Source organism: Serratia sp. BNK-23, from assembly GCF_047456145.1.
GTDB lineage: Bacteria > Pseudomonadota > Gammaproteobacteria > Enterobacterales > Enterobacteriaceae > Serratia > Serratia nematodiphila.
In genome coordinates, this window is the sequence record NZ_CP179900.1 from 1,305,677 (window position 1) to 1,330,869 (window position 25,193).

A 25,193-nucleotide genomic window follows, 5' to 3' on the forward strand; every position below is an offset into this window, starting at 1 on the left:
CGCATAAACCTCGCGGCGCTTAGCACTAAATAACAGATGTTTTTCCCAGGCTGCATGAGCCGCCTGCGGAGTTGATTGTCGCTCCAACACCAGATTAACCGTTCAATTTGATATCCGACTCGGCATTAATGATTAGTGAGCCTTTACTTTCACACGTCATGCCGTGGGTTCTGGATATCGGCCGGCCAGCCGTGCCGGTTTTTTTGTCGCCTCAGGCTGAATCGTTCCAACTGATGAACGCGCCTTGGGGGGCATCTTGGCCCACCGTCGGTGGGTCTTTTGAACGCGCGGAATCGCGATCCCGCGCTGGTGGAGGAGTGAGTCATGAACGAAAAACACGGGTGTTCCTGTGCGCGCCATTTGGCGCAGGGTTTTGCCAGGCAGTCGATCAACGCCGGGGAGGGCGAAATCTATCAAATCTCGCTGATGAGCGCGCTCATCGACGGGGTCTACGAGGGTGAAACCACCATTGCCGAGTTGCTCAAACACGGTGATTTCGGCCTCGGCACCTTCAATCACCTGGACGGCGAACTGATCGCTTTCGACCAGGAAATACACCAGCTGCGCGCCGACGGCAGCGCCCGCCCAGCCGGTTTGCAACAGAAAACCCCTTTCGCCGTCGTCACCTTTTTCCAGCCCAGTATCAGCCAGCAGTTCGACCGGCCGATCACCAAGGCGCAGCTGCACCAGTGCATCGATGAACAGGTCGCCTCGCCGAACCTGTTTTGCGCGGTGCGGGTCGACGGTGAGTTCAGCCACGTGGAAACCCGCACCGTGCCGCGTCAGGAACGGCCCTATCGCCCGATGCTGGAAGCGATAGAAGAGCAGCCGACCTTCTCGTTTCATCAACGGCGCGGCACGCTGGTCGGCTTCCGCTCGCCGGATTACATGCAGGGCATCGGCGTGGCCGGCTATCACGAACACTTCGTTACCGACGACCGCAGCGGCGGCGGCCACGTGCTGGATTACCAGCTCGATCACGGCCGCCTGCAGTTCGGCGTCATCACCCGTCTCAATCTTCAGTTGCCGCATGATGCGGATTTCTTGCGCGCCAACCTCTGCCCAGAGGATTTGGATCGCGCGATTCGTTCCGCCGAGGGCTAACCCCGGCGATCGTTTTCTTAGGAGGTGGAACCATGGCACAGGAAAAAACAGGCAATGACTGGCAATGCGGCGCCGATTTGGTGGTGAAAAATCTGGAAGCACAGGGCGTCAAACACGTTTTCGGCATTCCGGGCGCCAAGATCGACCGGGTGTTCGACTCGCTGGAGGACGCGCCATCGATTGAAACGGTGGTGGTGCGGCATGAGGCCAACGCGGCCTTTATGGCGGCGGCGGTCGGCCGCCTGACCGGCAAGGCCGGGGTGGCGCTGGTCACCTCCGGGCCGGGCAGCTCCAACCTGATCACCGGGCTGGCCACCGCCACCTCGGAGGGGGACGCGGTAGTGGCCTTTGGCGGGGCGGTGAAGCGCGCCGACAGCCTGAAGCAGACACACCAGAGCATGGATACCGTCAGCATGTTCCGGCCGGTGACCAAGTATTGCGCCGAAGTGCACGCCGGTTCGGCGATTTCCGAGGTGATCGCCAACGCCTTCCGCCGCGCCGAGTTCGGCCGCCCGGGAGCCTCGTTCGTCAGCCTGCCGATGGATATCGTCAATGAACCGGTCAGCGCGCCGGTGTTGGCCGGCTGCCGCTTGCCGCGCATGGGGGCCGCGGCGGCGGACGACATCCAGGCGGCGGTGAAGCTGATCCGCCAGGCCAAATGCCCGGTATTGCTGCTCGGTTTGCAGGCCAGCCGGCCGGAGAACAGCGAGGCGGTGCGCCATCTGCTGTATCGCACCCACATGCCGGTGGTCGGCACCTATCAGGCGGCGGGGGTGATCGACGTCAACCACTTCGCCCGTTTCGCCGGCCGCGTTGGCCTGTTCAACAACCAGCCGGCCGATCAGCTGTTGCAGAAGGCCGATCTGGTGGTGAGCGTCGGCTATGATCCGATCGAATACGATCCCTGCATGTGGAACAGTCATGGGCGGCTGAAACTGGTGCACATCGACGTGCTGCCGGCGGATATCGATACCTGCTATCGGCCTGACGTCGAGCTGGTGGGCAACATCAGCGCCACGTTGAACATGATGACCGAAACGTTCAATGAGGCGGTCTGCGTGCCGCCGGAGGTGGAGCTGATCCTCACCGATCTCGGCCGCCAGCGCACAGAACTGGCGGAGCGCGCCGCGCGCCGCGGCGGCATGCCGATCCACCCGCTGCGCATCGTCAAGGAGCTGCAGGACATCGTCAGCGACGACGTGACGCTGTGCGTGGACATGGGCAGTTTCCACATCTGGATCGCCCGCTATCTTTACAGCTTCCGCGCCCGCCAGCTGTTGATCTCCAACGGCCAGCAAACCATGGGGGTGGCGCTGCCGTGGGCCATCGGCGCGGCGTTGGTGCGCCCCGGCGACAAGGTGGTGTCGATCTCCGGCGACGGCGGCTTCATGCAGTCGAGCATGGAGCTGGAGACCGCGGTGCGGCTGAAAAACAACATCGTGCACGTGATCTGGGTCGATAACGCCTACAACATGGTGGAGATGCAGGAAGTGAACAAATACCAGCGCAAATCCGGCGTGGAGTTCGGGCCGATTGACTTCAAGGCCTATGCGGAATCCTGCGGCGCGGTCGGTTTCGCCGTGCAGTCGGTGGACGATCTGCGGCCGATGCTGCGCAAGGCGATGGCGATCCAGGGGCCGGTGGTGGTGGCCATTCCGGTCGACTACGCCGACAACTATAAGCTGATGGCGCAGATGAACTTCAGCCAGATGATTTAATTTCATCATCGCGTGGTTTCACCGGGGCAGGCCGCTTGCGCGCCTGCCCGTTTTTATGCGCGGAATTTGTCCTTTACATCGCTAACTGCATGATTTATTGCTATCCGTTGGGCTGTTTTTTCACCACTGGGGATAGCGCAATGAAAAGAAAAGCAATAACGATCGGGCTGCTGGCGTTGGCGATTGCCGGCGGCGCGCGGGCCAATACGCTGGTCTACTGTTCTGAAGGCTCGCCGGAAGGTTTCAACCCGCAGCTGTTCACCTCCGGCACCACGGTGGATGCCAGCTCGGCGGCGATCTATAACCGGCTGGTGGATTTCAAACCCGGCACCGTCGAGCTGCAACCCAGCCTGGCGGAAAGCTGGGAGGTCAGCGAAGACGGTAAGCGCTATACCTTCCACCTGCGCAAGGGCGTGGCATTCCAGAGCAATAAATATTTTACCCCCACCCGCGATTTCAACGCGGATGACGTCATCTTCTCGTTTATGCGCCAGAAGGACGCCAACAACCCGTATCACAAGGTCTCCAACGGTGCCTACACCAACTTCGAGTCGATGGAGTTCGGCACGCTGATTGACCGGATCGTCAAGGTGGATGACCACACCGTGCGCTTTGAGCTCTCCCGCGCCGAGGCGCCGTTCGTTGCCGATCTGGGCATGTATTTTGCCACCATTTTATCGGCGGAATATGCCGACGCGATGCTGAAGGCCGGCACGCCGCAGCGGGTGGACAACGATCCGATCGGCACCGGGCCGTTCCAGCTGGTGCAGTACCAGAAGGACGCAAAAATTCTCTACAAGGCGTTCGACCGCTACTGGGAAGGCAAACCGAAGATCGATCGGCTGGTGTTCTCGATCACGCCGGATGCGACGGTGCGTTACGCCAAACTGCAAAAGAACGAGTGCCAGGTGATGCCGTTCCCCAACCCGGCGGATCTGGCGCGCATGCGGCAGGACGGCAACCTGCAGGTGATGGAAAAATCCGGCCTGAATATCGGCTTCCTGGCGTTCAACACCCAGAAGAAGCCGTTGGATAACGTCAAGGTGCGCCAGGCGTTGGCGCTGGCTGTCAACAAGCCGGCGATCATCGACGCGGTGTTCCACGGTGCCGGCCAGCCGGCCAAGAATCTGCTGCCGCCGACCCAATGGGGCAGCAACGCGCAGCTTGAAGATTATCCGTATTCGCCGGAACGGGCGAAGCAGCTGCTGCAGGAGGCCGGGCTGGGGCAGGGGTTCGATATCGATCTGTGGGCGATGCCGGTGCAGCGGCCCTATAACCCCAACGCCAAGCGCATGGCGGAGATGATCCAGGCCGACTGGGCCAAGATCGGCGTGCGCGCCAAAATCGTCACCTTCGAGTGGGGCGAGTATTTGCAGCGGATTAAAAACGGCGAGCACCAGACCGCGCTGATGGGCTGGACCACCGCCAACGGCGATCCGGACAACTTCTTCGGCCCGCTGTTCACCTGCGCTTCGCTCGGCGGCTCCAACTCGGCGAAATGGTGCTACAAACCGTTCGACCAGCTGATCCTGCAGGCGCGCGAGGAGAACGATCACGTCAAACGGGTGGCGATGTATCAGCAGGCGCAGGTGGTGATGCACGATCAGATGCCGGCGCTGATGATCGCGCACTCGACCATCTTCGAACCGGTGCGCAAGGAAGTGAAAGGCTACGAGATAGACCCGTTCGGCAAACACATTTTCAAACAGGTGTCGCTGGAGAAATAACCAAGAGGCCGGGTTAACCCGGCCTTTTTCATGCCTGCGGCGCGTCGCAGTGGTAGCGGCCGCGCGGGATCACCAGCGGCGTGTGGGACAGCGGATCGTCGATGATCATGCACGGCATGCCGAACACCCGCTCCACCAGTTCGGCGGTGATGATCTCCGCCGGTTTCCCTTCCGCCACGATCTTGCCGTCGCGCATGGCGATGATGTGATCGGCATAGCGGCAGGCGTGGTTGAGATCGTGCAGCACCGCGATCAGGGTTTGACCGCGCTCGCGGTTGAGCTGGCGGAACAGATCCAGCAGTTCGATCTGGTGCGCGATGTCCAGATAGGTGGTCGGCTCATCCAGCAGCAGCAGCGGGGTTTGCTGCGCCAGCGCCATCGCCACCCAGACGCGCTGACGCTGCCCGCCGGACAGCTCGTCCACGCTGCGATCCGCCAGCTGGCTGACGTTGGTGGCCGCCATGGCGGCTTCCACCGCCTGTTTGTCGGCCTGCGTCCACTGTTTCAGCAGGCTTTGGTGCGGATAGCGGCCGCGCGACACCAGGTCCGCCACGGTGATGCTGTCCGGCGCGATCGAAGTTTGCGGCAGCAGCCCAAGCTCGCGCGCCAGCACCTTGGTGGCGAAGCTGCTGATGTTCTTGCCGTCCAGCATCACCTCGCCGGCGCTGGGTTTCAGCAGGCGGCACAGGGCGCGCAACAGCGTCGATTTGCCGCAGGCGTTCGGCCCGACAATCACCGTGAAAGCGCCGTCGGGGATCGCCACGCTCAGATCGTCAGCGATGATTTTATTGTCGTAGCCCAGCTTCAGGTGCGAGGCGTGCAGGCGGTGGCTCATGGCATTATCACTCTTCATTATCTGCGGGCCTCTCGGATGAGCAGCCAAATCAGGTACAGGCCGCCGATGCAGACGGTCACAACCCCGACCGGCAGTTGGATCGGCGCGAAAAGATGTTGGGACACCACGTCGGCGCCGAGCAGCAACGCCGCGCCCATCAGCGCCGAGGAGGTCAGGGTGACCGAGGATTGGCCGGCGAGGCGACGGGCGATCTGCGGCGCCGCCAGCGCGATAAAGGAAATCGGCCCGGCGGTGGCGGTGACGGCGGCGGTGAGGGTAACGCCGAACAGCATCAGCCACAGCCGGCTGCCTTCGGCGTTAACGCCCAGCGCGCGCGCCGTGTCATCGCCCATTTCCAGCAGCTGCAGCCGTTTGCCCATCAGCAGCGCGGCCGCGGCCGCCAGCACGATGAACGCCGTGGCGGGCTGGGCTTTTTGCCAGGTCATGCCGTTGAGCGAACCGGCCTGCCACATGGCGGCGTCCATGGCGCGCTCGAGCGAGGCGGTGATGATCAGCCAGGTGTTGGTGGAGACCAGCACCGCGCTTATGGCGATGCCGACGATGATCAACCGGAAGCCGGCGATGCCTTGCCGCCAGGCCAGCAGATAGATGGCCAGCGCGGCGAGAATGCCGCCGGCCAGCGCGCCGCCGGCGATGTAATAGTAGCCGCCGTTGAACAGGGTGATGGCGATCAGCGCGCCGGTGTAAGCCCCCATGTTAAAGCCGATCACGTCCGGGCTGCCGAGCGGGTTGCGGATAATCGACTGGAAGATGGCGCCGCTCATGCCGAGCGCGGCGCCTAACAGCAGCGCCATGGCGATGCGCGGCAAGCGCCATTGGGTGACCACGGTGACCAGGTTTTTCGGCGCCTCGCCGGTCAGCGCGGCAAAAACCTGCTCCAGCGAAAGTTGCAGCGTGCCGTAGCACAGGGCGGCGACGGCCATCGCCAGACACAGCGCCAACAGTGAAAGGTTGACCAGCAGCAGGCGCAGCGGCAGGCGCCCGTTGATGACGCCGTCCGGGCGGCCGATATGCAGCGTATGCGGCAGACTCATCACAGACCCCCCAGCGTTTTCTTGCGGCGCACCAGCCAGATCAGCACCGGCGCGCCGATGAAGGCCGCCACGATGGAAACCCGCAGTTCACCGGCCGCCAGCAAGCGGCCGACCACGTCGGCGCACAGCAGTAAAATCGGCGCCAGCAGCATGGAGTAGGGCAGGATCCAGCGCTGGTCGGGGCCGACCCACCAGCGGGCGATATGCGGCACCATCAGGCCGATGAAACTGATCGGGCCGACGGTGGCGGTTGCCGCGCCGCACAGCAGCGTGATGGCGATCACCGCGATCATCTGAGTAAGCACCACGCGTGCGCCGAGTGCGATAGCCAGATCTTCCCCCATGCCGATGGTATTCAGCGGCCGGGCGATGAGCAGCGTCAGCAGGCAGCCGAGCAAAATGGCGGGGGCGGTGACCGGCAGCGTGGACAGCGTGCGGATATCCAGCGTGCCAGCCTGCCAGAAGCGCAGTTGGTCGAAGGTTTGCGGATCGATCAGCGACAGCCCGGTGGTGATGCCGAGCAGCACCGCGCCGATAGCCACGCCGGCCAGCGTCAGCCGCACCGGGTTGATGCGCCCGCCCGCCAGCGTGCCGATCAGGTAGACCAGCAGGGTGGTGAGGGCTGCGCCGGCAAAGGCGTAGGCCATGTAGCTTTCGGTGGTGGCGGCGCCGAAAAACATGATGCCGATGACCACGGCGAAGCTGGCGCCGGCGTTGATGCCGAGCACGCCGGGATCGGCCAGCGGGTTGCGCGTCAGCGCCTGAATCAGCGCGCCGGCGGCGCCGAGCGCCATGCCGGCCAGGATGCCCGCCAGCGTACGGGGCACCCGGGCATTGAGAATGATGGTGCTGTCGGAACCGCTCGCGGCGCCCTGCAGGCTGAGCCAGACGGTATGGAAGGGGATGGCTTTGGAACCCAGCATCAGGCTGGCCATGATGCACAGCAGCAACAGCGCCAAACCGATACCGAACCCGGCGATGCGTTTGAAGCCACTGGCGTAAGCTGCGTGCGGTGCGGACGAAAGCGTCCGCTCAGTCGGAGTGGGTACGTTCACACCGGTAACTCCTGTATGATTTTTATTCTCATTGTTATTTGCGTTCATGCGGGGCAATAGTAGCACGAGTTTACGCCCGCATGCACCCGCCGGTTGGTGGCAAAGGTGCGTGGACAATGTTAATAACTATTGATATTTCAATTGATTGAATGTGAACGTTCGCCCCGCTTGCGGAAAGTGTCGGCAGGGGGCTGACCTGCCGACGGCGTGATTCAGGGCTTTTTGAACAACCGTTCGATTTGATTCAGCATGTTGGTGGCGCTGTAGTAATCGAGGCGGAAGGTGTCGTTGCCGACGGCGTAGACGTGCCGCTGTTCCACCGGCTCCAGATGTTTGAGGAACGGGTTGGTCAGCACCTCTTGCACTTTGCGCTCATTGGTGGCGAACAGGATCAGGGTTTTGCCATTCAGACCTTCGGCCATTTTTTCGCCGGAGATCTGGATGATGTCATGGCGTTTACCCATGCTGGTGTTGCCTTTGGCGCTTTCCGGCGGGGTGGCCAGTTGGAAGCCGAGCTGGGTCAGCAGTTTGCCCTGGGCAGAACCCGGCGTCCACAGCATGGCCTCGCGGCCGTTGTCGGCATACACCAGCGGAGTGGTGGGCTGCGGCGGCAGCGCGATCGCCTGTTTCACTTGCTCCACGCGCTGCTCGAAACGATCTTCCGCCTGTTTGGCGCCGGCTTCATGACCGGTGATCTCGCCGAGCTCGCTGGCCAGCTGTTGCCAGCTTTTGTCGCCATAGTCGAGCACCAGAGTCGGCGCAATGGCGGACAGCTGGTCATAAAGTTTCAACGCCGAATCACCGCCGGTCGCGGCGACGACGATCAAATCCGGCGCGGCGGCGGCGACGGCCTCGGCATTGGGCTCCACCTGGTACAGCCGCTCGACGTGGCGCTGTTTGGCCACCTCGCTCCACTGGGTAAAGAAACCTTGTTTATCGGCCACCAGGGGATTTGGGCTGGTGGCGGCGCTGGCGACCACCGGGGCGTCGATAGCCAACAGCGTGCCGGTGATGGTGACGCTGGTGGACACGATGCGCTGCGGCGGTTTTTCCAGCGTGAATTTCCCTTTGACGCTGTCGATGGTGCGCGGCCAACTGCCGTCGGCTGCGGGGGCGGACGGTTTCTGTCCGTCGCTCTTGTCGTCCGGGCCGCAGCCGCTGAGCAACAGGCTGGAAGTGGCGATAAATGCAATGAACAGCTGGCGTAAGGATAGGGTCATGAGCGGGCTCTTTCTTTCCTTGAACTAAGGCGTATCAATCCGGCGGCGGATTGGCTGCGTGGTGGATGCCGGCTAATTTACCATTCAAGCCGCCAAAATGATAACCATTCGTATCTCAGCGCGTGGTGAAGGAAAGAATAGAAAGAAGAAGCGGAGTGACAGAAACGAAAAAAGCGCCAAAAGGCGCTTTTTTCTGAATTGGTGGGTCGTGCAGGATTGATTCGGCCTGTGGCCTCACCCTGCGGGCAACGCTGCGCGTTGTCGTATCGCTGCGCGATGCTCGAACCTCTACGGCTATCCGCCTATTTCATAGACGGCCCCTTCGGGCCAGCGCAAGCGCTGTTCAAAAGCATGAATGCTTTTGTCTTATCCTGCACGATTCGGTGAACTCTGTCGGCAAGAAGATGAAGTCGGGAGCAGGTGGCGCAGAAACGAAAAAAGCGCCAAAAGGCGCTTTTTTCTGAATTGGTGGGTCGTGCAGGATTCGAACCTGCGACCAATTGATTAAAAGTCAACTGCTCTACCAACTGAGCTAACGACCCGCAGAAGTGGTGGGTGATGACGGGCTCGAACCGCCGACCCCCTCCGTGTAAAGGAGATGCTCTACCAACTGAGCTAATCACCCACTTCAGGACTTCCAGGTTACTGCTAAACGAGAGAATGATGGTGGGTGATGACGGGCTCGAACCGCCGACCCCCTCCGTGTAAAGGAGATGCTCTACCAACTGAGCTAATCACCCTCATTCGTTCTCATTTTTTCTCAACAAGATGGTGGGCGATGACGGGCTCGAACCGCCGACCCCCTCCGTGTAAAGGAGATGCTCTACCAACTGAGCTAATCGCCCCGTCTTGTTGGAGTCGCATTATAGGGATAGTTCAAAGTGAGTCAACGGTTTTTAAAATGATTTCAATCGTTCGCCGCAAATTTAGGCAGGGCGCGATAATAATCGCCAGCAGCGCCGATTCTTTGCGCGATGCTATGCGAAACTCGCCGCAAAACGCGCGAAATCGACCGGCGCAATATCGTGTCGGCGTTGAGGAATTAGCGCGTGGTGATACAATGTCGTCCACTCTTTTTTCAATTCCGAGCAATCGTCGGCAACCGCCGACACGCGTTGCGTAATAAGGCAGTGAACCCAATGAAAATCAAAACCCGTTTTGCACCGAGCCCGACCGGCTATCTTCACGTCGGCGGCGCGCGTACCGCACTTTATTCCTGGTTGTTCAGCCGCCATGCGGGCGGTGAGTTCGTTCTGCGTATCGAAGATACCGATCTGGAACGTTCTACCCAGGACGCGATCGACGCAATTATGGATGGCATGAACTGGTTGAACCTGGATTGGGATGAAGGCCCGTATTTCCAGACCAAGCGTTTCGATCGCTACAACGCGGTTATCGATGAGATGCTGGAGCAGGGCACGGCCTATAAATGCTATTGCTCCAGGGAACGTCTGGAAGCGCTGCGCGAGAAGCAGATGGAAAATGGCGAAAAGCCGCGTTACGACGGCCACTGCCGCGACAGCCAGTGCAGCCACACCGACGACGAACCGCACGTGGTGCGCTTCCGCAACCCGCAGGAAGGGTCGGTGATCTTCGACGATAAAATTCGTGGCCCGATCGAATTCAGCAACCAGGAGCTGGACGATCTGATCATCCGCCGCACCGACGGTTCGCCAACCTATAACTTCTGCGTCGTTGTCGATGACTGGGACATGGAAATCACCCATGTGATCCGCGGTGAAGACCACATCAACAACACCCCGCGCCAGATCAACATTCTGAAAGCGCTGGGCGCGCCGGTGCCGGAATACGCGCACGTGTCGATGATCCTCGGCGACGACGGTAAAAAGCTGTCCAAACGTCACGGCGCCGTGGGCGTGATGCAGTACCGCGACGACGGCTATCTGCCGCAGGCGCTGCTGAACTACCTGGTGCGTCTGGGCTGGTCCCATGGCGATCAGGAGATCTTCTCCATCGACGAGATGAAAGAGTTCTTCACGCTGGAAGCGATCAACAAATCCGCCAGCGCGTTCAACACCGAGAAGCTGCAGTGGCTGAACCATCACTACATCAACCATATGCCGGCGGAAGAAGTGGCGGTGCATCTGGCGTGGCACGTTGAGCAACTGGGTCTTGAAACCCGCAACGGTCCGGAACTGAAGGACATCGTCAAGCTGCTGGGCGAGCGTTGCAAGACGCTGAAGGAAATGGCGGAGTCTTGCCGTTACTTCTACGAAGACTTCAGCGAGTTCGACGCCGACGCCGCCAAGAAACACCTGCGCCCGGTTGCACGTCAGCCGCTGGAAGCGGTGCGCGCCAAGCTGGCCGCCATCACCGTCTGGACGCCGGAAAATGTGCATGATGCCATTCAGGGTACGGCGGACGAGCTGGGCGTCGGCATGGGCAAGGTTGGCATGCCGCTGCGCGTGGCGGTGACCGGCGCCGGTCAGTCGCCGGGCATGGACGTGACCGTGCATGCGATCGGCCAGAAGCGTTCGCTGCAGCGCATCGATATGGCGCTGGCTTATATCGCCGAGCGTGAAGCGCAGGCCTGATTAGGCTGATACGCTGTCCATAAAGAAAAAGCCCCGAGGAGCAATCTCGGGGCTTTTTTCATGGCGGTTGTCAGGCGTGTTCGCTGGCCGGCAAACCGGGGCGATAGGCGAGGAAATACATCAGCCCGACAAAGCCGGCGCCGCCCAGCGCATTGCCGAGAAATACCGCGACGAAATTAGGCAGATACTGCTCCCAGCCCATGCCGCCGGCAAAGATGGCCGCCGGGATGATGAACATATTCGCCACCACGTGTTGGAAGCCGATGGCGACAAAAGCCATGACCGGGAACCACATGCCGATCACTTTGCCCGGCACATCTTTGCTGGCGAAGGCTAACCACACCGCCAGGCATACCAGCCAGTTGCAGCCGACGCCGGAGATGAAGGCGTGCAGGAAGTCCGCATCCACTTTGGCCTGCGCGATCGCCAGCGTCTTATGTAAAAACGCGCCTTCGGTCAGGCCCAGCAGGTGGCCGAAGAAGTAGGCGACGGCCACGCTGCCGGCGAAGTTGGCCAGGGTGACCCAAAACCAGTTGCGCAGCACGGCGATGGCGGGAATTTCACGGGCGAACCAGGCCATTGGCAAGGTCATCATGTTGCCGGTCAGTAGTTCGCCGCCGGCCAGAATGGTCAGGATCAGGCCGATCGGGAACACCGCTGCGCCCAACAGCGCGCCGAAAGAGCCCCATTCGGCCGGCAGGGTGCCGATGACGTGAATATCCAGCAGGAAGCCGGTGGCGATAAAGGCGCCGGCGAGAAAGCCCAGAATCAGCAGATTAGCAAGAGGGGCGCGGCTTTTGTTTACCCCGGCCTGAACGGCGAGGGCGGCGATTTCTTTTGGTGAATGCAAAGACATGACGGACTCGGTTTATCGTAATAAAGTTTATGGCGCGGGCAGTCTATGCCGCTCGGGAGCCCGACTCAAGCGCATTTCGCTAACATTCCGTTAATTAAAAATCAACGTGATATGCAGGGTCTTTTGCCATTTTGAGATGTAGCGCGCAAAATGGATGAACTCTGCGCAAAGTGATGATTTTTTGGCGCCAAAGATGCTGATTTGGCGGCTTTTTCAACGCTTGATTCAGTAATTCAATTTAGCCGTTGACAGCTTTGAGCGGGTTTCATATTATGCGCCCCGTTCACAGCACAAAGTGATTGTGGAACGGGGCTATAGCTCAGCTGGGAGAGCGCTTGCATGGCATGCAAGAGGTCGACGGTTCGATCCCGTCTAGCTCCACCAATCTTCTTCTCAGAAAGGTTGGGGATACCGTAACGCCGGTCAAAGCGTACCACTTTTGTGGGGCTATAGCTCAGCTGGGAGAGCGCTTGCATGGCATGCAAGAGGTCGACGGTTCGATCCCGTCTAGCTCCACCACCATTTAAAAAGCCGACCTTAGGGTCGGCTTTTTGCTTTGTGTCATTTAACCTTCGCCGAATGCCGGCCAATAAAAAAGGCGCCCGCAGGCGCCTTATCATTGCTGTGAATTTCAGGCTTAGCCCAGCACCAGACCCGCGATAGAAGCGGACAGGATGCTGACCAGCGTAGAGCCGTACACCAGCTTCAGGCCAAAGCGTGACACCACGTTGCCCTGGTGTTCGTTCAGGCCCTTGATCGCACCGGCCACGATGCCGATGGAAGAGAAGTTGGCGAAGGACACCAGGAACACCGACAGGATCCCCAGGCTGCGCGGCGACAGCTCGGCAGAGACTTTCTGCAGTTCCATCATGGCCACGAATTCGTTGGAAACCAGCTTGGTGGCCATGATGCTGCCAACCTGCAGGGCTTCGTGCTTAGGAATGCCCATGATCCAGGCGAACGGATAGAAGAAGTAACCGAGGATTTCCTGGAAGCTCAGGCCGAAAATGGCGCTGAACACACCGTTGAGCGCGGCGATCAGGGCGATGAAGCCAATCAGCATCGCGGCGACGATAATCGCTACTTTGAAGCCCGCCAGGATGTATTCACCCAGCATTTCAAAGAAGCTCTGGCCTTCGTGCAGGTTGCCGAGGTGCAGCTCTTCTTCTTTATTGGTGTCGTACGGGTTGACCAGCGACAGCACGATAAAGGTGCTGAACATGTTCAATACCAGCGCCGCCACCACGAACTTGGCGTCCAGCATGGTCATGTAGGCGCCGACGATGGACATGGAAACCGTAGACATCGCGGTCGCCGCCATGGTGTACATGCGCTTTTCCGACATCTTGCCCAGGATATCCTTGTAGGCGATGAAGTTTTCGGATTGCCCCAGGATCAGCGAGCTGACGGCGTTAAACGACTCCAGCTTGCCCATGCCGTTCACTTTCGACAGCACGGTGCCGATAATGCGGATGATGAACGGCAGCACCTTGATGTACTGCAGAATACCGATCAGCGCCGAAATGAAGACGATCGGGCACAGCACCTTCAGGAAGAAGAACGCCAGGCCTTTGTCGCCCATGCCGCCGAACACGAAATCAGTCCCTTGTCCCGCAAACCCGAGCAGTTTGTCAAACAGCGCGGCGAATCCTTTTACGAAGCCCAAACCCGCTTCCGAATGCAGGAAAAAGTAGGCCAGCAGTACTTCGATAACCAGTAGTTGAATAACATAGCGAATGCGGATGCTTTTACGATCGCGGCACACCAACAGGGCCAGGATCGCTACCACCACTATCGCCAACGCAAAGTGCGCAATATGGGACATGTTTGCTCCAAATTTGAGGCAGGCTGAATTTCGGCTGTCATTTTATGTAACGCTACGTTTAAAAACGAGACTTCTATTGCAAATATGGAAAATCATAGTGGGAGTTCTCCTAAAGTGTTGCGCAAAAGCATAAAAAATCAAGATGTTAAAGCAGCAATAGGAAATTCGTATTCTTGTGCTAACCTGTCTTTCAGGGGTATTGCAGCCAAAATCCCATCAGAAAAGCACGGAAATCGGCAAGCTCCGCGCTGAACCCTTCGATAAAACCGTTAATGTTGGCTATTACAGAGATAAGTTTTACCGCTCTAAATGCGCTTGATAATTATTATCATTTATATAGAGTGGAGATAAACGTAATTTCAGTAAGGGTTCAACATATGCTGAACAGTCGCGTGGTTGAAACCACCTCCGGTCGCTCCGCCAGAAAAATCAAACTCTCGCTCATGGGGCCCGCCTTCATCGCCGCTATCGGCTATATCGATCCCGGCAACTTCGCCACCAACATCCAGGCCGGCGCCTCATTCGGCTACAGCCTGCTGTGGGTGGTGGTTTGGGCCAACGTGATGGCGATGCTGATCCAGCTGTTGTCCGCCAAGCTGGGCATCGCCACCGGGAAAAATCTGGCCGAGCATATTCGCGATCGCTTTCCGCGGCCGGCGGTGTGGGCCTATTGGGTACAGGCGGAGATCATCGCCATGGCGACCGATCTGGCTGAGTTTATCGGCGCGGCGATCGGCTTCAAGCTGCTGCTCGGTGTCTCTCTGTTGCAGGGCGCAGTGCTGACCGGCATCGCCACCTTTTTAATTCTGATGCTGCAAAAACGCGGGCAAAAGCCGCTGGAGCTGGTGATCGGCGGGCTGTTGTTGTTCGTCGCCGCCGCTTACATCGTCGAGCTGGCTTTCTCCCAGCCGCAGTTGGCGCCGCTGCTGAAGGGGATGGCGCTGCCCGATTTGCCTAACGGCGATGCGGTATTCCTGGCTGCCGGGGTATTGGGCGCCACCATCATGCCGCACGTGATCTATCTGCATTCGTCGCTCACCCAAATCGGCGGCGAGCACGACAAGGCGGAACGCTATGCCGCCACCAAAGTCGACGTCGCCGTGGCTATGACCATCGCCGGTTTCGTTAATCTGGCGATGATGGCCACCGCCGCCGCCGCGTTTCATTTCAGCGGCCACAGCGGCATCGCCGATCTCGACGTGGCTTACCTGACGCTGCAACCGCTGCTCGGGCACGCCGCCGCCACCGTGTTCGGCCTGAGCCTGGTGGCCGCCGGCCTCTCTTCTACCGTGGTGGGCACGCTGGCGGGGCAGGTGGTGATGCAGGGGTTCGTGCGTTTCCATATTCCGCTGTGGCTGCGGCGCGCGGTGACCATGCTGCCGTCGTTTATCGTCATCATGTTGGGGATGGATGCGACGCGCATTCTGGTGCTGAGCCAGGTGCTGCTCAGCTTCGGCATTGCGCTGGCGCTGGTGCCGCTGCTGGCTTTCACCGGCAATCGGGCGCTGATGGGGGAAATGGTCAACGGCCCGCTGGTGCAAAATCTGGGCAAGCTGATCGTACTGGTGGTGGTGGGATTGAACGGCTACCTGTTGATCGGCAGCGTGCTGTAAGCGAAAACAGTGCGGGCCGGCGTTGCGCCGGCCCGTCGTTGTTAATCGCGGTCGTCATCGCCGTGGCGGCGCCAGCGATCGCGGTCATGATCGTGATGGTGCTTTTTCTCTTTCTTCCAGTGGTGCTTATCGTAGTGTTTGTCGTATTTACGATAGCGTCCTTCATGATAGTAATAGTGTTTACGCCAGTAGTCGCCATCGCGCCAGCGATAGCCGTCCCAGTAGTAACCGCGACGGCTGCGGTCGCCGAGATAACGGCCCTGATGGCCTTGCCACCAGTCGCGATCCCGCCAATCGTAACCATCCCAATAGCGGCCGCGGTTATCCTGATCGCCGATGCGCAATGAAACGCCCGGCATCAGATCGATGCTGATCCCTTCGGCATGCGCATGCTGTGCGGCGGGCAGTACCGTCGCCGCCAAAATGGCGGCCAAGAGCAGAGGTTTAAACATGGCTTCTCCTTCCCGCTTGCGCGGCCTGGCCGTTTGTCACTTTATGAAGCGCGTTCATCAGTTTAAAAGCGGCCTTATCGTTATTTTTGCTGCAATATCGGCATCATAGCGCCGGCGTATAGGGTTGAATCTGAGAGCCACTCTGAAAATGATGCAGGAGGTTAAGATTTGAGATTTTTCTGGAGTATCGCCGCTCGATTGAACGGCGGAATTTGTAAACGATTACAATAAGATGTTCTCGATCTGCGCGAGCTCTTCTTCACTGAAGTGACGATTGGCCAGCATGCCCACCGCGTCTTCTATCTGCGCATTCTTGCTGGCGCCGATCAGCACTGAGGTCACGCGATCGCCGCGCAGCACCCAGGCCAGCGCCATCTGCGACAGCTTCTGCCCGCGTTGCCGCGCCAGCGCATCGAGGCGGCGCACCTTGTCCAGTCGCTCGGCGGTCAGCTGCTCCGGCTGCAGGAAGCGGCTGCCGCTGGCGGCGCGAGAATCTTGCGGGATGCCGTGCAGGTAGCGATCGGTCAGCAGGCCGCCCGCCAGCGGCGAGAAGGCGATAGAGCCGACGCCATGTTCTTCCAGCGTATCCAGCAACGCCGTCTCCGGCCCGCGTTCCAACATCGAATACTTCGGTTGGTGGATCACGCACGGCGTGCCGAGCTGCTGCAGAATGTCGAAGGCCTGTCGCGCGCGCTCGGCCGGGTAGTTGGACAGGCCGACATACAGCGCTTTGCCCTGGCGCACCAGCAGATCCAGCGCCGCCATGGTTTCTTCCAGCGGCGTGTCCGGATCCGGCCGATGATGATAAAAGATATCCACATACTCCAACCCCATGCGCCTCAGGCTCTGATCGAGGCTGGCGACCAGGTACTTTTTCGAGCCCCAATCACCGTAGGGGCCGGGCCACATGGTGTAACCGGCTTTGGAGGAGACGATCAGCTCATCGCGCCAGGCCCGCAGATCGGCGTTGAGAATGCGTCCAAAGTTCTCCTCGGCGGCGCCGGGCGGCGGGCCGTAGTTATTGGCCAGATCGAAATGGGTAATGCCGCGATCGAAGGCGCAGCGGATCAGGCCGCGGGCGTTATCGTACAAAGTGGCGTCGCCGAAGTTGTGCCACAGGCCGAGTGAGACGGCGGGCAGCTTCAGCCCGCTGCGGCCACAGCGCCGGTATTCCATAGCTTGATAACGCGAGGGGGAGGCTGGGTAAGACATAGTTATCCTTGTCGGCGAAAGGTGAAGTGCTTTGAGTGTATACGTTTCCACACCGCGTTGCCGCGGGAGCGATCACGACGCCGGCATGTAACGCCAGGTTGCCGTTCGATGCCGGGATGATTGTTCGAAATTTGAACGGCATCTTCGATAATTAAGATAATCGCTTCAGCTGCAGACCGGTGATGATCATGACTCAGACCTATACGGTGGCCGATTATCTGCTCGATCGTCTGGCCCAAATCGGCATCCGTCATTTCTTCGGCGTGCCGGGGGATTACAACCTGCAATTTCTCGATCACGTCCTCGCGCATCCGCAAATCACCTGGGTAGGCTGCGCCAACGAGTTGAACGCCGCCTATGCGGCTGACGGCTATGCGCGCTGCAAACCGGCGGCCGCGCTGCTCACCACCTTCGGCGTGGGGGAGCTGAGCGCGTTGAACGGGGTGGCCGGCAGCTACGCCGAATACCTGCCGGTGATCCACGTGGTTGGCACGCCGGCGCAGCGCGCCCAGCGCGCCGGTGATTTGCTGCATCATTCGCTGGGGGATGGCGACTTCACTCATTTCGCCCGGATAGCCAAAGAGGTGACCGTCGCGCAGGCCGACCTGACCGCCGACAACGCTGCGCTGGAGATAGACCGCCTGATCGGCGCCGCCTTGCTGGAGCATCGCCCGGTTTACCTGATTTTGCCCAGCGACGTCGCGCAGGCGCCGCTGCCGAGTAAACCGGCGCCGCTGATGCTGCGCCAGGCCAAACTGTCGCAGAGCGCATTGCAGGCGTTTATCGCCGCGGCGCGCGAAAAGCTGCTGTCGGCACGGCGGGTGTCGCTGCTGGCGGACTTCCTGGCCGATCGCTTCGGCGCCGAAGCGGCGCTGGACGAGTGGCTGCAGGAGGTCGATATGCCGCATGCGACGCTGTTGCTCGGCAAGGGCCTGCTGGACGAGAATCGCGCCGGTTTTGTCGGTACCTACTGCGGCGGCGCCAGCGATCCGGCGGTGAAACAATTGATCGAAAACGCGGATGTGGTGATCAACGTCGGCGTACGCTTGACCGACACCATTACCGCGGGGTTCACGCATCACCTGCCGGTGGAAAAATGCATCGATATTCAACCGTTCGAAGCCTGGGTCGGGCGGCAGCGCTTTAGCCGCATTCCGATGCGCGAGGCGGTGCAGGCATTGCACCGCCTGAGCCTGTCGCTGGCGTCGCGTTGGCCGTTGCCGCCGATCGTCCGCCCGGCGCTGCCGGAAGGCGATGGGGAAGGGCTGGATCAGCACGCCTTCTGGCGGCAAGTACAGGATTTCCTGCGGCCGGGGGATATCGTGCTGGCCGATCAGGGTACCGCCTGTTTCGGCGCGGCGGCGCTGACGTTGCCGCGTGGCTGCCGTCTGATCGTACAGTCGCTCTGGGGATCGATCGGCTATACCCTGCCGGCGACGTTCGGCGTGCAGACCGCCGAACCGCAGCGCCGGGCAGTATTGCTGATCGGCGACGGCGCCGCGCAGTTAACCGTGCAGGAACTGGGATCGATGCTGCGCGACGGGCTTAAACCGGTGATCTTCGTGTTGAACAATCAGGGGTATACCGTTGAGCGCGCGATCCACGGGCCGGAGCAAAGTTATAACGATATCGCGCGCTGGAACTGGACGCAGTTGCCGAAGGCGTTGGCCGGTGATCGGCCGGTGAAGGCGTTGCGGGTCAGCGATCCGGACGGATTGCGTCAGGCGCTGCGCGAGGTAGCGGGCGACGAGCGGCTGGCCTTCATCGAAGTGATGCTGCCGAAGATGGACATTCCGGAACTCCTCGATACCGTCTCTCGCGCCATTCAGGCGCGCAACGCCGCCGCTTAAGGCAGGGTGTCGCCCAGCAGGCGCTCCAGCATCCAGAACCCCGCCGGGCCCGGCGGGGTCAGTTTGGACCAGACCGCATCCACCGAAATCAGTTTGGGCCAGCCGCGCGGCCGCAGCTGGGTGAGCCTGCCGTGGCCGTATTGCTGCACCAACCAGTGCGGCAACACCGCCCAACCGAATCCCTGTTCCGCCATCTCGAGCAACAGCAGATAGCTGGGTGCCGACCAGACCAGCCCGCCTTGTCTGGCCGCCTCGGCGCCGGTGTAGGTGTTCAGGATCAACTGGCGGGTGCTGGACAATTGCTCCGGCGTCGGCGCAGCGACCTGCGCCAGCGGATGCTGATGGGCGACGAACAGCCCCATTTCGGTCTGCTCAGGCAGCCGGGAGAAGGCGATATCCGGCGGATAACTTTTTTGCACTTCCACCATGCCCAAATGCGCGCGGCCGCTTTGCAGCAGATCGATTACGTCGCCTTCCTCAGCGATCATCCATTCCAGCTCAATCTCCGGGTAGCGCTGTTCGAACAGTTGCATCAACCGATCGTGATGCTTGGGCTGGTAGGTATCGGAAAACACCATGCTCAGGCGCGGTTCAACCTCGCCCGCCAACTGAATGCTCAGGGCGTCGAGGCGTTCGCTGGCGGCCAGGATCGCCTGCACATGTCCCAGCACTTTGCGGCCGGCAGCGGTGAGCACCGGCTGGCGCGCGCCGCGATCGAACAGGGTCAGCGCCAGGTCGGCTTCCAGATTGGCGATGGCGGTGCTGATGGTGGATTGGCTTTTGCGCAGTTTGCGCGCGGCGGCGGAAAACGAGCCGAGGGCGGCGGCTTCGACAAACGCGTGCAACGCTTCCGGGGAATAGTGCATGATCTATCTACTTTATCGATGGAATCTATTTTTAATCTACCCAAAAAAGCGATGATAATCACCTGGCTTTCGCAACAACTGTTGAAAAAAGGTGATGTATGCAACTGCAAAACAAGTCTCTCATTGAACGTATCGTCCACGCCGTCGGTTTCGAGGCCATCGCCGTGATGGTTTGCGCCCCGCTGGGCGCGTGGCTGCTGAACCGTTCAATGGTGCAGGTCGGTGCGTTGGCGGTAATGCTCTCCACCGTCGCGATGCTGTGGAACATGGTTTACAACACGGTGTTCGACCGCCTGTGGCCGGTCAGCCGGGTGGTGCGTAACCTGAAGGTGCGTGCGCTGCACGCCGTCGGCTTTGAAGCCGGTTTTATCCTGATCGGCGTGCCGATCGCCGCCTGGATGCTGAGCATCTCCTGGACGCAGGCGTTTATGCTGGAAATCGGTTTCTTCCTGTTCTTCCTGCCGTACACCATGGCCTATAACTGGCTGTACGACATGCTGCGTCAGCGCTGGTTCGAGGCGCGCCAGCCGATCAATTCCGGCGCCAAATAAGGCGTCGTCAGACCGACGATTCTCAGGTAAGGTCAGAGGATCGTCGGAAATGCTGAGGAACGAAGGATGAAAGTGTTGGGTCTGCTGGGCGGCATGAGCTGGGAATCCACCATTCCGTATTACCGCACCATCAACGAGCAGGTAAAGGCGCGCCTTGGCGGGCTGCATTCGGCCAAAATCGTGCTCTACAGCGTCGATTTCCAGGAGATTGAGCGCTTGCAGCACCAGGGCGATTGGGACGGCGCCGGCCGGCTGTTGGCCGCCGCCGCGGTGGCTTTGCGCGCCGCCGGCGCCGAAGCTATCGTGATCTGCACCAACACCATGCACAAGGTGGCGGAGGCGGTCGAGCAGGCCAGCGGTCTGCCGCTGATTCACATCGCCGATGCCACGGCGCTGCAGGTGCGGGAAAAAAACATTTGCCGCGTTGGGCTGCTGGGCACGCGCTTTACCATGGAGCAAAACTTTTACCGCGGCCGCCTGCAGGAATTGCACGGCATCGACGTGGTGACGCCGGTCAGCGCCGATCGCGACATCGTACACCGCATCATCTATGACGAGCTGTGCCTCGGTAAAATTCGCGACGCCTCGCGCGACGAGTATCGCCGGATTATCAGCGATCTGGAACAACAGGGGGCGCAGGGGATTATTTTCGGCTGCACCGAAATAGGCTTGCTGGTGAGCGAGCGGGATGCGTCGGTGCCGGTGTTCGACACCACTGCAATCCACGCCCGCGCCGCCGCGGCGTTCGCGCTGGCCTAATCGTCGCGCGGCGGTTGCCGGCGGTTTACCAGCATCAGCGGCTTGCCCGCCAGCGCCAGCCAGGCGGGCAGCATCACGATGCACAAGACCGGCAGCAGGTGCAGATCCGGCACCACCGCCACCGCCATAAACAGGCTCAGCCAGCCGTCGCGCGTCACTACCAGCACCAGCCCCATGATGGCGCAGGAGACGGTGATCGCCGCCGGCACCGCCGGAACATGCTGGTGCAGCATCAGGCCCAGCGCCGCACCGACGAACACCGCCGGGAAGATGCGCCCGCCGCGAAAACCGCAGGCGGCGGCGATCACCAGCGCCGCCAGCTTGGTCAGGGTAATGGTCAACAGCGCCGGCACCGAATAGCTGTCGTCCACCGCCAGGCGTTTCATCTCATCCAGCCCCTTGAACAGGGTAATCTCTCCGCCCAACAGCGCCAGCAGCCCCAGCACAAAGCCGCCCAGCCCTAACATCAACACCGGATTCTTCATTGAATGGAACAGGCGGTGAACGTGCGGGAAACACCACAGCGCCACCATGCCGAGCGCGATGGCGATCAGCGCCACGATGGCGCCGCTGAAAATGTCCGGCAGCCGCGTCACGTCGTAGGCATCGAGCTGCAGGGCGAAATTGGGCACGAAGAACATCTGCGTGGTGACCGCGCCGGCGGCGGCAGCCACCAGCGGGGCGAACAGCCGATCCCACAGCGGCGTTTCGTTATTGCCGGCCAGGGTTTGCGAGAAGATCAGCGCGGCGGCGACCGGTGTGCCGAACATTGCGCCGATGGTGCCTGCCGCCGCCAGGATGATCCAGTCCATGCGCGGCACCTTCGGCAGCAGGCGCGCGCCGGCCGCCGCCACCAGTGCGATGTTGATGGCGGTGATCGGGTTCTCCGGCCCCAGACTGACGCCGCCGGCCAGGCCGACAATCAGCGCCAACCCCAACCCCGGCAAGGCGGAGAGTGGCAGCGGCATGCCGATCAGCGATTCCGTCGCCGGATCCGGCCCGGCGTGACCCGGCATATAACGCACGATCAGGCCGACCGCCACGCCGGTCAGCGTCAGCATCGCAACCGGCCACCAGGGCGACTGGGCGTCCAGGCTCAGCGCATCGGGCAGCGTCACCCACAGTAATTGCTGCAATGCGGCGGCAATTTTCATCACCAACAGCAGCACCAGACTGGAAACGGAACCGATAATCAGCGCAGGCAAAGCAAAGGCCAACATGGCATTGGCGCGCGGATGCAGCATGAATAATCCCTTGTCGATGCCTCCCTGCGGGGCAGGGAGTGCGGGTGGTTGGGCAGTGGCCACAGCTTGCCAGACTATCGGCGCGCAGGCACGCATTGATATTGCCCGGCGGCGATGACGGTTAACAGTCGCCGGGGGGCGTTTTTTGCCGCAATTTGTTTCAAATCGCGGCATAGCGGACAAGCTGAAACGTTTTTTGTGATCCGGATCGCTATTGAGGTGCAGATCCGAGGCGGGTGATTGTTGTTTTCGCAGCAGGATTTTACAGTGTGGGCAGCGTTTTATTTTTCATTTTGCGGAGACGAAATCAATGACCTATGCCCTCGTGGGTGATGTTGGCGGCACCAATGCCCGCCTGGCGTTGTGCACTGTTGCGACGGGTGAGATTACCCAGGCGAAAACCTATTCCGGCCTGGAGTTCGACAGCCTGGAGGCGGTGATCCGCCAATACCTGAAAGAGTGCGAGATCGAGGTGCAGGACGCCTGCATCGCGATCGCTTGCCCGGTGACGGAAGACTGGGTCGCGATGACCAATCACAGCTGGGCGTTCTCGATCAAAGAAATGAAGGCCAGCCTGGGGCTGAGTCACCTGGAAGTGATCAACGATTTCACCGCCGTCTCGATGGCGATCCCGATGCTCTCGCCGGACGACGTGCTGCAGTTTGGCGGCGGCGATGCGCAGCCGGGCAAACCGATCGCGGTGTACGGCGCCGGCACCGGGCTGGGCGTCGCCCACCTGGTGCAGGTCGATCGCCGCTGGGTCAGCCTGCCGGGCGAGGGCGGCCATGTTGATTTCGCGCCGAACAGCGAAGAAGAAGACATTATTCTGGAGGTGCTGCGCGGTGAAGTGGGGCACGTTTCCGCCGAGCGCGTGCTGTCCGGGCCGGGCCTGGTCAATCTGTATCGCGCCATCGTTAAGGCGGACAACCGCCTGCCGGAGAAACTGGAGCCGAAGGACATCACCGAGCGGGCGCTGGCCGACAGCTGTATCGACTGCCGCCGCGCGCTGTCGCTGTTTTGCGTGATCATGGGGCGCTTCGGCGGCAACCTGGCGCTGAATCTGGGCACCTTCGGCGGTGTGTACATCGCCGGCGGCATCGTGCCGCGCTTTATGGAATTCTTCAAGGCCTCGGGCTTCCGCGCCGCCTTCGAAGACAAAGGGCGTTTCCGTGACTATGTGCGAGACATTCCGGTGTTCATGATAACCCATGGCCAGCCGGGCCTGTTGGGGGCCGGCGCGCATCTGCGCCAGACGCTGGGCATGCGGCTGTAAGCCGCGCGGCGGGGCAATAAAAAAGGGGCGCAACCCGCAGGTTGCGCCCCTTGTCGTTTTCGCAGGGGATCAGGCTTTGGCCAGCTCCGCCGCCTGTGCGGTTTCTTCGCTTTCCATTTCCACCGCTTTCGGCGCTTTGATGAACAGTGTAATCAGCAAAGAAGCGGCAGACAGGACGCCAATCACCATGAAGGTGGCGTGGAAGCCGCCGAAGTATTTGGCGACGAACGAACCGGCCAGCGCGCCCAGGCCGAAGCCCTGATAGATGATGCCGTAGTTCTTGCTGTGGTTCTTCAGGCCGAAGAAGTCGCCGACAATCGCCGGGAACACGGTGATATTGCCGCCGAAGCAGAAGGCCACCGCGCCAACGCAGATGAAGAACAGCGTGTGGTTCAGGGTCATGAAACTCAGCGCGACAATCGCCAGCACGGTAACCAGCATGGTGAAGCTGATGACGCGCATACGGCCTACTTTATCAGACAGCGTACCCAGAATGATGCGGCCGGCGGTGTTGAAGATGGCGACGGCGGACACGGTGTTGGCGGCGGTGGCCAAATCCATCCCGGCCAGCTGAACGCCCATGTCTTTCACGATGCCAATCAGGTACAGACCGCTCATGCAGGCGGCGAAGAAGATGGTGAACAGCAGGTAAGCTTCTTTGGTGGCCAGCATCTGGCGCACGCTGAAGTCGTTGCCCAGACCGTTGGCGCCTGGCTGTGCGGCGCTGGTTGCCAGCACCGGCTCTTTCAGCAACAGGGAGCCGACGACGATCAGGCCCATCACGATGGCACCCCAGTAGAAGAAGGCGCCTGAAACGCCGACGTCGGCGATCAGGGCGGCGTTGACGTATTTGAACAGCAGGCTGCCGCTGCCGAAGGCGCCGACGGAGATGCCGGAAATCAGGCCTTTGTTGGCCGGGAACCATTTAATCAGGTTGGACAGGGTGGAGATGTAGGCGATACCGACCGCAAAGCCCACCACCACGCCGGCCAGCAAGTAGATCATGTCGAGCGAGCTGACATGGGCGCTGGCGATCAGGCCCAGGCCGACCAGGATGCCGGAACACAGCGTCAGGTTGCGGATGCCGAAGCGTTCTTGCAGCTTGCCGGCGAACAGCGTGGCGAAAGCCAGGAAGAAGCTGGTGATGGAGAAGGTGGTGGCGACGTCCGCCAGTCCCCAGTGGAACTTGTCGACCAGCGGCTGGTTGAACAGGCTCCAGGTGTAGATGGTGCCCAGACCCATCTGACAGATGATGGTGCCGAGAACGATTAAGCTGCGATTTGCCGGTTTGGTGTTCATGGCCGGTCTCCTTCCTGTGTGTGCGTTGCCGGGCGTGAGCCGCTGGCTGAAATTTGCGGGGTGAATCTGTGTTCCCGCGGTCTGGGCTTATTATATGGCCGGCCCCCCCGGCGGACGGCGGATC

Annotated in this window: 20 protein-coding genes and 6 tRNA genes; 11 read left to right on the forward strand and 15 right to left on the reverse strand. The window is 60.7% G+C overall.

Features of this window, described 5'->3' with window-relative positions; translation table 11 throughout:
* Positions 1 to 324 precede the first annotated feature (324 nt).
* The 3 genes from budA to ACMGF9_RS06150 all read left to right on the forward strand — a co-directional run bounded on the left by budA (position 325) and on the right by ACMGF9_RS06150 (position 4,549).
* A complete protein-coding gene (budA, locus tag ACMGF9_RS06140; protein ID WP_004936416.1) occupies positions 325 to 1,104 on the forward strand; it encodes an acetolactate decarboxylase in 780 nt (259 codons plus the stop codon).
* Positions 1,105 to 1,136: 32 nt separating this feature from the next.
* Entirely contained in the window at positions 1,137 to 2,822 is a 1,686-nt protein-coding gene (alsS, locus tag ACMGF9_RS06145; protein WP_004936413.1) for an acetolactate synthase AlsS, read from the forward strand.
* A gap of 140 nt (positions 2,823 to 2,962) precedes the next feature.
* The gene (locus ACMGF9_RS06150) at positions 2,963 to 4,549 is read left to right on the forward strand and encodes an ABC transporter substrate-binding protein (protein ID WP_088381828.1); all 1,587 of its coding nucleotides are present in this window, start codon (positions 2,963 to 2,965) and stop codon (positions 4,547 to 4,549) included.
* A gap of 28 nt (positions 4,550 to 4,577) precedes the next feature.
* On the opposite strand, the gene ACMGF9_RS06155 is transcribed toward ACMGF9_RS06150, so the two are convergent.
* The 8 genes from ACMGF9_RS06155 to ACMGF9_RS06190 all read right to left on the reverse strand — a co-directional run bounded on the left by ACMGF9_RS06155 (position 4,578) and on the right by ACMGF9_RS06190 (position 9,559).
* Complete coding sequence (locus tag ACMGF9_RS06155) at positions 4,578 to 5,384, reverse strand: ABC transporter ATP-binding protein (RefSeq protein ID WP_075684646.1); 807 nt, start codon at positions 5,382 to 5,384, stop codon at positions 4,578 to 4,580.
* A 17-nt stretch (positions 5,385 to 5,401) separates the two neighbouring features.
* A complete protein-coding gene (gene fepG / locus ACMGF9_RS06160) occupies positions 5,402 to 6,439 on the reverse strand; it encodes an iron-enterobactin ABC transporter permease (protein ID WP_004936405.1) in 1,038 nt (345 codons plus the stop codon).
* The gene (gene fepD / locus ACMGF9_RS06165) at positions 6,439 to 7,494 is read right to left on the reverse strand and encodes a Fe(3+)-siderophore ABC transporter permease (protein WP_021505612.1); all 1,056 of its coding nucleotides are present in this window, start codon (positions 7,492 to 7,494) and stop codon (positions 6,439 to 6,441) included. Before fepD ends, fepG begins: the two co-directional genes overlap by 1 nt.
* 212 nt (positions 7,495 to 7,706) lie before the next feature.
* On the reverse strand, positions 7,707 to 8,714 hold the full coding sequence (fepB, locus tag ACMGF9_RS06170; protein ID WP_004936399.1) for a Fe2+-enterobactin ABC transporter substrate-binding protein: 1,008 nt from the start codon (positions 8,712 to 8,714) through the stop codon (positions 7,707 to 7,709).
* Between the two features lie 466 nt (positions 8,715 to 9,180).
* A tRNA-Lys gene (locus ACMGF9_RS06175) sits at positions 9,181 to 9,256 on the reverse strand.
* Between the two features lie 7 nt (positions 9,257 to 9,263).
* Positions 9,264 to 9,339: transfer RNA gene (locus ACMGF9_RS06180), tRNA-Val, on the reverse strand.
* 39 nt (positions 9,340 to 9,378) lie between these two features.
* Positions 9,379 to 9,454, reverse strand: a tRNA-Val gene (locus ACMGF9_RS06185).
* 29 nt (positions 9,455 to 9,483) lie between these two features.
* Positions 9,484 to 9,559, reverse strand: a tRNA-Val gene (locus tag ACMGF9_RS06190).
* A gap of 294 nt (positions 9,560 to 9,853) precedes the next feature.
* On the opposite strand from ACMGF9_RS06190, the gene gltX reads away from it, so the two are divergent.
* Positions 9,854 to 11,269 (forward strand): glutamate--tRNA ligase, encoded by a 1,416-nt coding sequence (gene gltX, locus ACMGF9_RS06195; RefSeq protein WP_033632443.1) that lies wholly within the window; start codon positions 9,854 to 9,856, stop codon positions 11,267 to 11,269.
* Between the two features lie 70 nt (positions 11,270 to 11,339).
* Here gltX and ACMGF9_RS06200 read toward each other — a convergent pair whose 3' ends face one another.
* Positions 11,340 to 12,125, reverse strand: coding sequence for a formate/nitrite transporter family protein (locus ACMGF9_RS06200; RefSeq protein ID WP_015378658.1), 786 nt, complete (start codon positions 12,123 to 12,125; stop codon positions 11,340 to 11,342).
* Between the two features lie 308 nt (positions 12,126 to 12,433).
* Here ACMGF9_RS06200 and ACMGF9_RS06205 point away from each other — a divergent pair.
* Positions 12,434 to 12,509 (forward strand) — tRNA-Ala (locus ACMGF9_RS06205).
* Between the two features lie 59 nt (positions 12,510 to 12,568).
* Positions 12,569 to 12,644: transfer RNA gene (locus ACMGF9_RS06210), tRNA-Ala, on the forward strand.
* Positions 12,645 to 12,762: 118 nt separating this feature from the next.
* Here the strand turns inward: ACMGF9_RS06210 and ACMGF9_RS06215 are convergent.
* A complete protein-coding gene (locus tag ACMGF9_RS06215) occupies positions 12,763 to 13,950 on the reverse strand; it encodes a NupC/NupG family nucleoside CNT transporter (protein WP_004936373.1) in 1,188 nt (395 codons plus the stop codon).
* Between the two features lie 377 nt (positions 13,951 to 14,327).
* Between ACMGF9_RS06215 and ACMGF9_RS06220 the strand changes: the two genes are divergently transcribed.
* Positions 14,328 to 15,563 (forward strand): Nramp family divalent metal transporter, encoded by a 1,236-nt coding sequence (locus tag ACMGF9_RS06220; RefSeq protein WP_004936371.1) that lies wholly within the window; start codon positions 14,328 to 14,330, stop codon positions 15,561 to 15,563.
* A gap of 41 nt (positions 15,564 to 15,604) precedes the next feature.
* Here ACMGF9_RS06220 and ACMGF9_RS06225 read toward each other — a convergent pair whose 3' ends face one another.
* The gene (locus ACMGF9_RS06225) at positions 15,605 to 16,015 is read right to left on the reverse strand and encodes a DUF2502 domain-containing protein (RefSeq protein WP_103085537.1); all 411 of its coding nucleotides are present in this window, start codon (positions 16,013 to 16,015) and stop codon (positions 15,605 to 15,607) included.
* 222 nt (positions 16,016 to 16,237) lie between these two features.
* The gene (gene mgrA / locus ACMGF9_RS06230; RefSeq protein WP_306377884.1) at positions 16,238 to 17,227 is read right to left on the reverse strand and encodes an L-glyceraldehyde 3-phosphate reductase; all 990 of its coding nucleotides are present in this window, start codon (positions 17,225 to 17,227) and stop codon (positions 16,238 to 16,240) included.
* A 188-nt stretch (positions 17,228 to 17,415) separates the two neighbouring features.
* Here mgrA and ACMGF9_RS06235 point away from each other — a divergent pair, with 188 nt between their 5' ends.
* The gene (locus tag ACMGF9_RS06235; RefSeq protein ID WP_414160605.1) at positions 17,416 to 19,077 is read left to right on the forward strand and encodes an alpha-keto acid decarboxylase family protein; all 1,662 of its coding nucleotides are present in this window, start codon (positions 17,416 to 17,418) and stop codon (positions 19,075 to 19,077) included.
* Here the strand turns inward: ACMGF9_RS06235 and ACMGF9_RS06240 are convergent.
* On the reverse strand, positions 19,074 to 19,943 hold the full coding sequence (locus ACMGF9_RS06240; protein ID WP_044030749.1) for a LysR family transcriptional regulator: 870 nt from the start codon (positions 19,941 to 19,943) through the stop codon (positions 19,074 to 19,076). The genes ACMGF9_RS06235 and ACMGF9_RS06240 overlap by 4 nt on opposite strands.
* Positions 19,944 to 20,041: 98 nt before the next feature.
* Between ACMGF9_RS06240 and ACMGF9_RS06245 the strand changes: the two genes are divergently transcribed.
* Entirely contained in the window at positions 20,042 to 20,494 is a 453-nt protein-coding gene (locus tag ACMGF9_RS06245) for a multidrug/biocide efflux PACE transporter (RefSeq protein WP_004936357.1), read from the forward strand.
* A gap of 66 nt (positions 20,495 to 20,560) precedes the next feature.
* A complete protein-coding gene (locus ACMGF9_RS06250; RefSeq protein ID WP_015378654.1) occupies positions 20,561 to 21,253 on the forward strand; it encodes an aspartate/glutamate racemase family protein in 693 nt (230 codons plus the stop codon).
* Here ACMGF9_RS06250 and ACMGF9_RS06255 read toward each other — a convergent pair.
* Positions 21,250 to 22,497: an ion channel protein gene (locus tag ACMGF9_RS06255; protein WP_021505606.1), complete on the reverse strand. Its 1,248-nt coding sequence runs from the start codon at positions 22,495 to 22,497 to the stop codon at positions 21,250 to 21,252. The genes ACMGF9_RS06250 and ACMGF9_RS06255 overlap by 4 nt on opposite strands.
* 310 nt (positions 22,498 to 22,807) lie before the next feature.
* Here ACMGF9_RS06255 and glk point away from each other — a divergent pair, with 310 nt between their 5' ends.
* A complete protein-coding gene (glk, locus tag ACMGF9_RS06260) occupies positions 22,808 to 23,770 on the forward strand; it encodes a glucokinase (RefSeq protein ID WP_015378652.1) in 963 nt (320 codons plus the stop codon).
* Between the two features lie 69 nt (positions 23,771 to 23,839).
* On the opposite strand, the gene ACMGF9_RS06265 is transcribed toward glk, so the two are convergent.
* Positions 23,840 to 25,069, reverse strand: coding sequence for an OFA family MFS transporter (locus ACMGF9_RS06265; protein ID WP_004936347.1), 1,230 nt, complete (start codon positions 25,067 to 25,069; stop codon positions 23,840 to 23,842).
* Positions 25,070 to 25,193: the final 124 nt, after the last annotated feature.

Excerpts from the sequence above, each read along its gene's own strand:
- budA (WP_004936416.1), top strand. The coding sequence starts at position 325 with ATGAACGAAAAACACGGGTGTTCCTGTGCGCGCCATTTGGCGCAGGGT.
- alsS (WP_004936413.1), top strand. The coding sequence starts at position 1,137 with ATGGCACAGGAAAAAACAGGCAATGACTGGCAATGCGGCGCCGATTTG.
- ACMGF9_RS06150 (WP_088381828.1), top strand. The coding sequence starts at position 2,963 with ATGAAAAGAAAAGCAATAACGATCGGGCTGCTGGCGTTGGCGATTGCC.
- ACMGF9_RS06155 (WP_075684646.1), bottom strand. The coding sequence starts at position 5,384 with ATGAGCCACCGCCTGCACGCCTCGCACCTGAAGCTGGGCTACGACAAT.
- fepG (WP_004936405.1), bottom strand. The coding sequence starts at position 6,439 with ATGAGTCTGCCGCATACGCTGCATATCGGCCGCCCGGACGGCGTCATC.
- fepB (WP_004936399.1), bottom strand. The coding sequence starts at position 8,714 with ATGACCCTATCCTTACGCCAGCTGTTCATTGCATTTATCGCCACTTCC.
- gltX (WP_033632443.1), top strand. The coding sequence starts at position 9,854 with ATGAAAATCAAAACCCGTTTTGCACCGAGCCCGACCGGCTATCTTCAC.
- ACMGF9_RS06200 (WP_015378658.1), bottom strand. The coding sequence starts at position 12,125 with ATGTCTTTGCATTCACCAAAAGAAATCGCCGCCCTCGCCGTTCAGGCC.
- ACMGF9_RS06215 (WP_004936373.1), bottom strand. The coding sequence starts at position 13,950 with ATGTCCCATATTGCGCACTTTGCGTTGGCGATAGTGGTGGTAGCGATC.
- ACMGF9_RS06220 (WP_004936371.1), top strand. The coding sequence starts at position 14,328 with ATGCTGAACAGTCGCGTGGTTGAAACCACCTCCGGTCGCTCCGCCAGA.
- ACMGF9_RS06225 (WP_103085537.1), bottom strand. The coding sequence starts at position 16,015 with ATGTTTAAACCTCTGCTCTTGGCCGCCATTTTGGCGGCGACGGTACTG.
- mgrA (WP_306377884.1), bottom strand. The coding sequence starts at position 17,227 with ATGTCTTACCCAGCCTCCCCCTCGCGTTATCAAGCTATGGAATACCGG.
- ACMGF9_RS06235 (WP_414160605.1), top strand. The coding sequence starts at position 17,416 with ATGACTCAGACCTATACGGTGGCCGATTATCTGCTCGATCGTCTGGCC.
- ACMGF9_RS06240 (WP_044030749.1), bottom strand. The coding sequence starts at position 19,943 with ATGCACTATTCCCCGGAAGCGTTGCACGCGTTTGTCGAAGCCGCCGCC.
- ACMGF9_RS06245 (WP_004936357.1), top strand. The coding sequence starts at position 20,042 with ATGCAACTGCAAAACAAGTCTCTCATTGAACGTATCGTCCACGCCGTC.
- ACMGF9_RS06250 (WP_015378654.1), top strand. The coding sequence starts at position 20,561 with ATGAAAGTGTTGGGTCTGCTGGGCGGCATGAGCTGGGAATCCACCATT.
- ACMGF9_RS06255 (WP_021505606.1), bottom strand. The coding sequence starts at position 22,497 with ATGCTGCATCCGCGCGCCAATGCCATGTTGGCCTTTGCTTTGCCTGCG.
- glk (WP_015378652.1), top strand. The coding sequence starts at position 22,808 with ATGACCTATGCCCTCGTGGGTGATGTTGGCGGCACCAATGCCCGCCTG.
- ACMGF9_RS06265 (WP_004936347.1), bottom strand. The coding sequence starts at position 25,069 with ATGAACACCAAACCGGCAAATCGCAGCTTAATCGTTCTCGGCACCATC.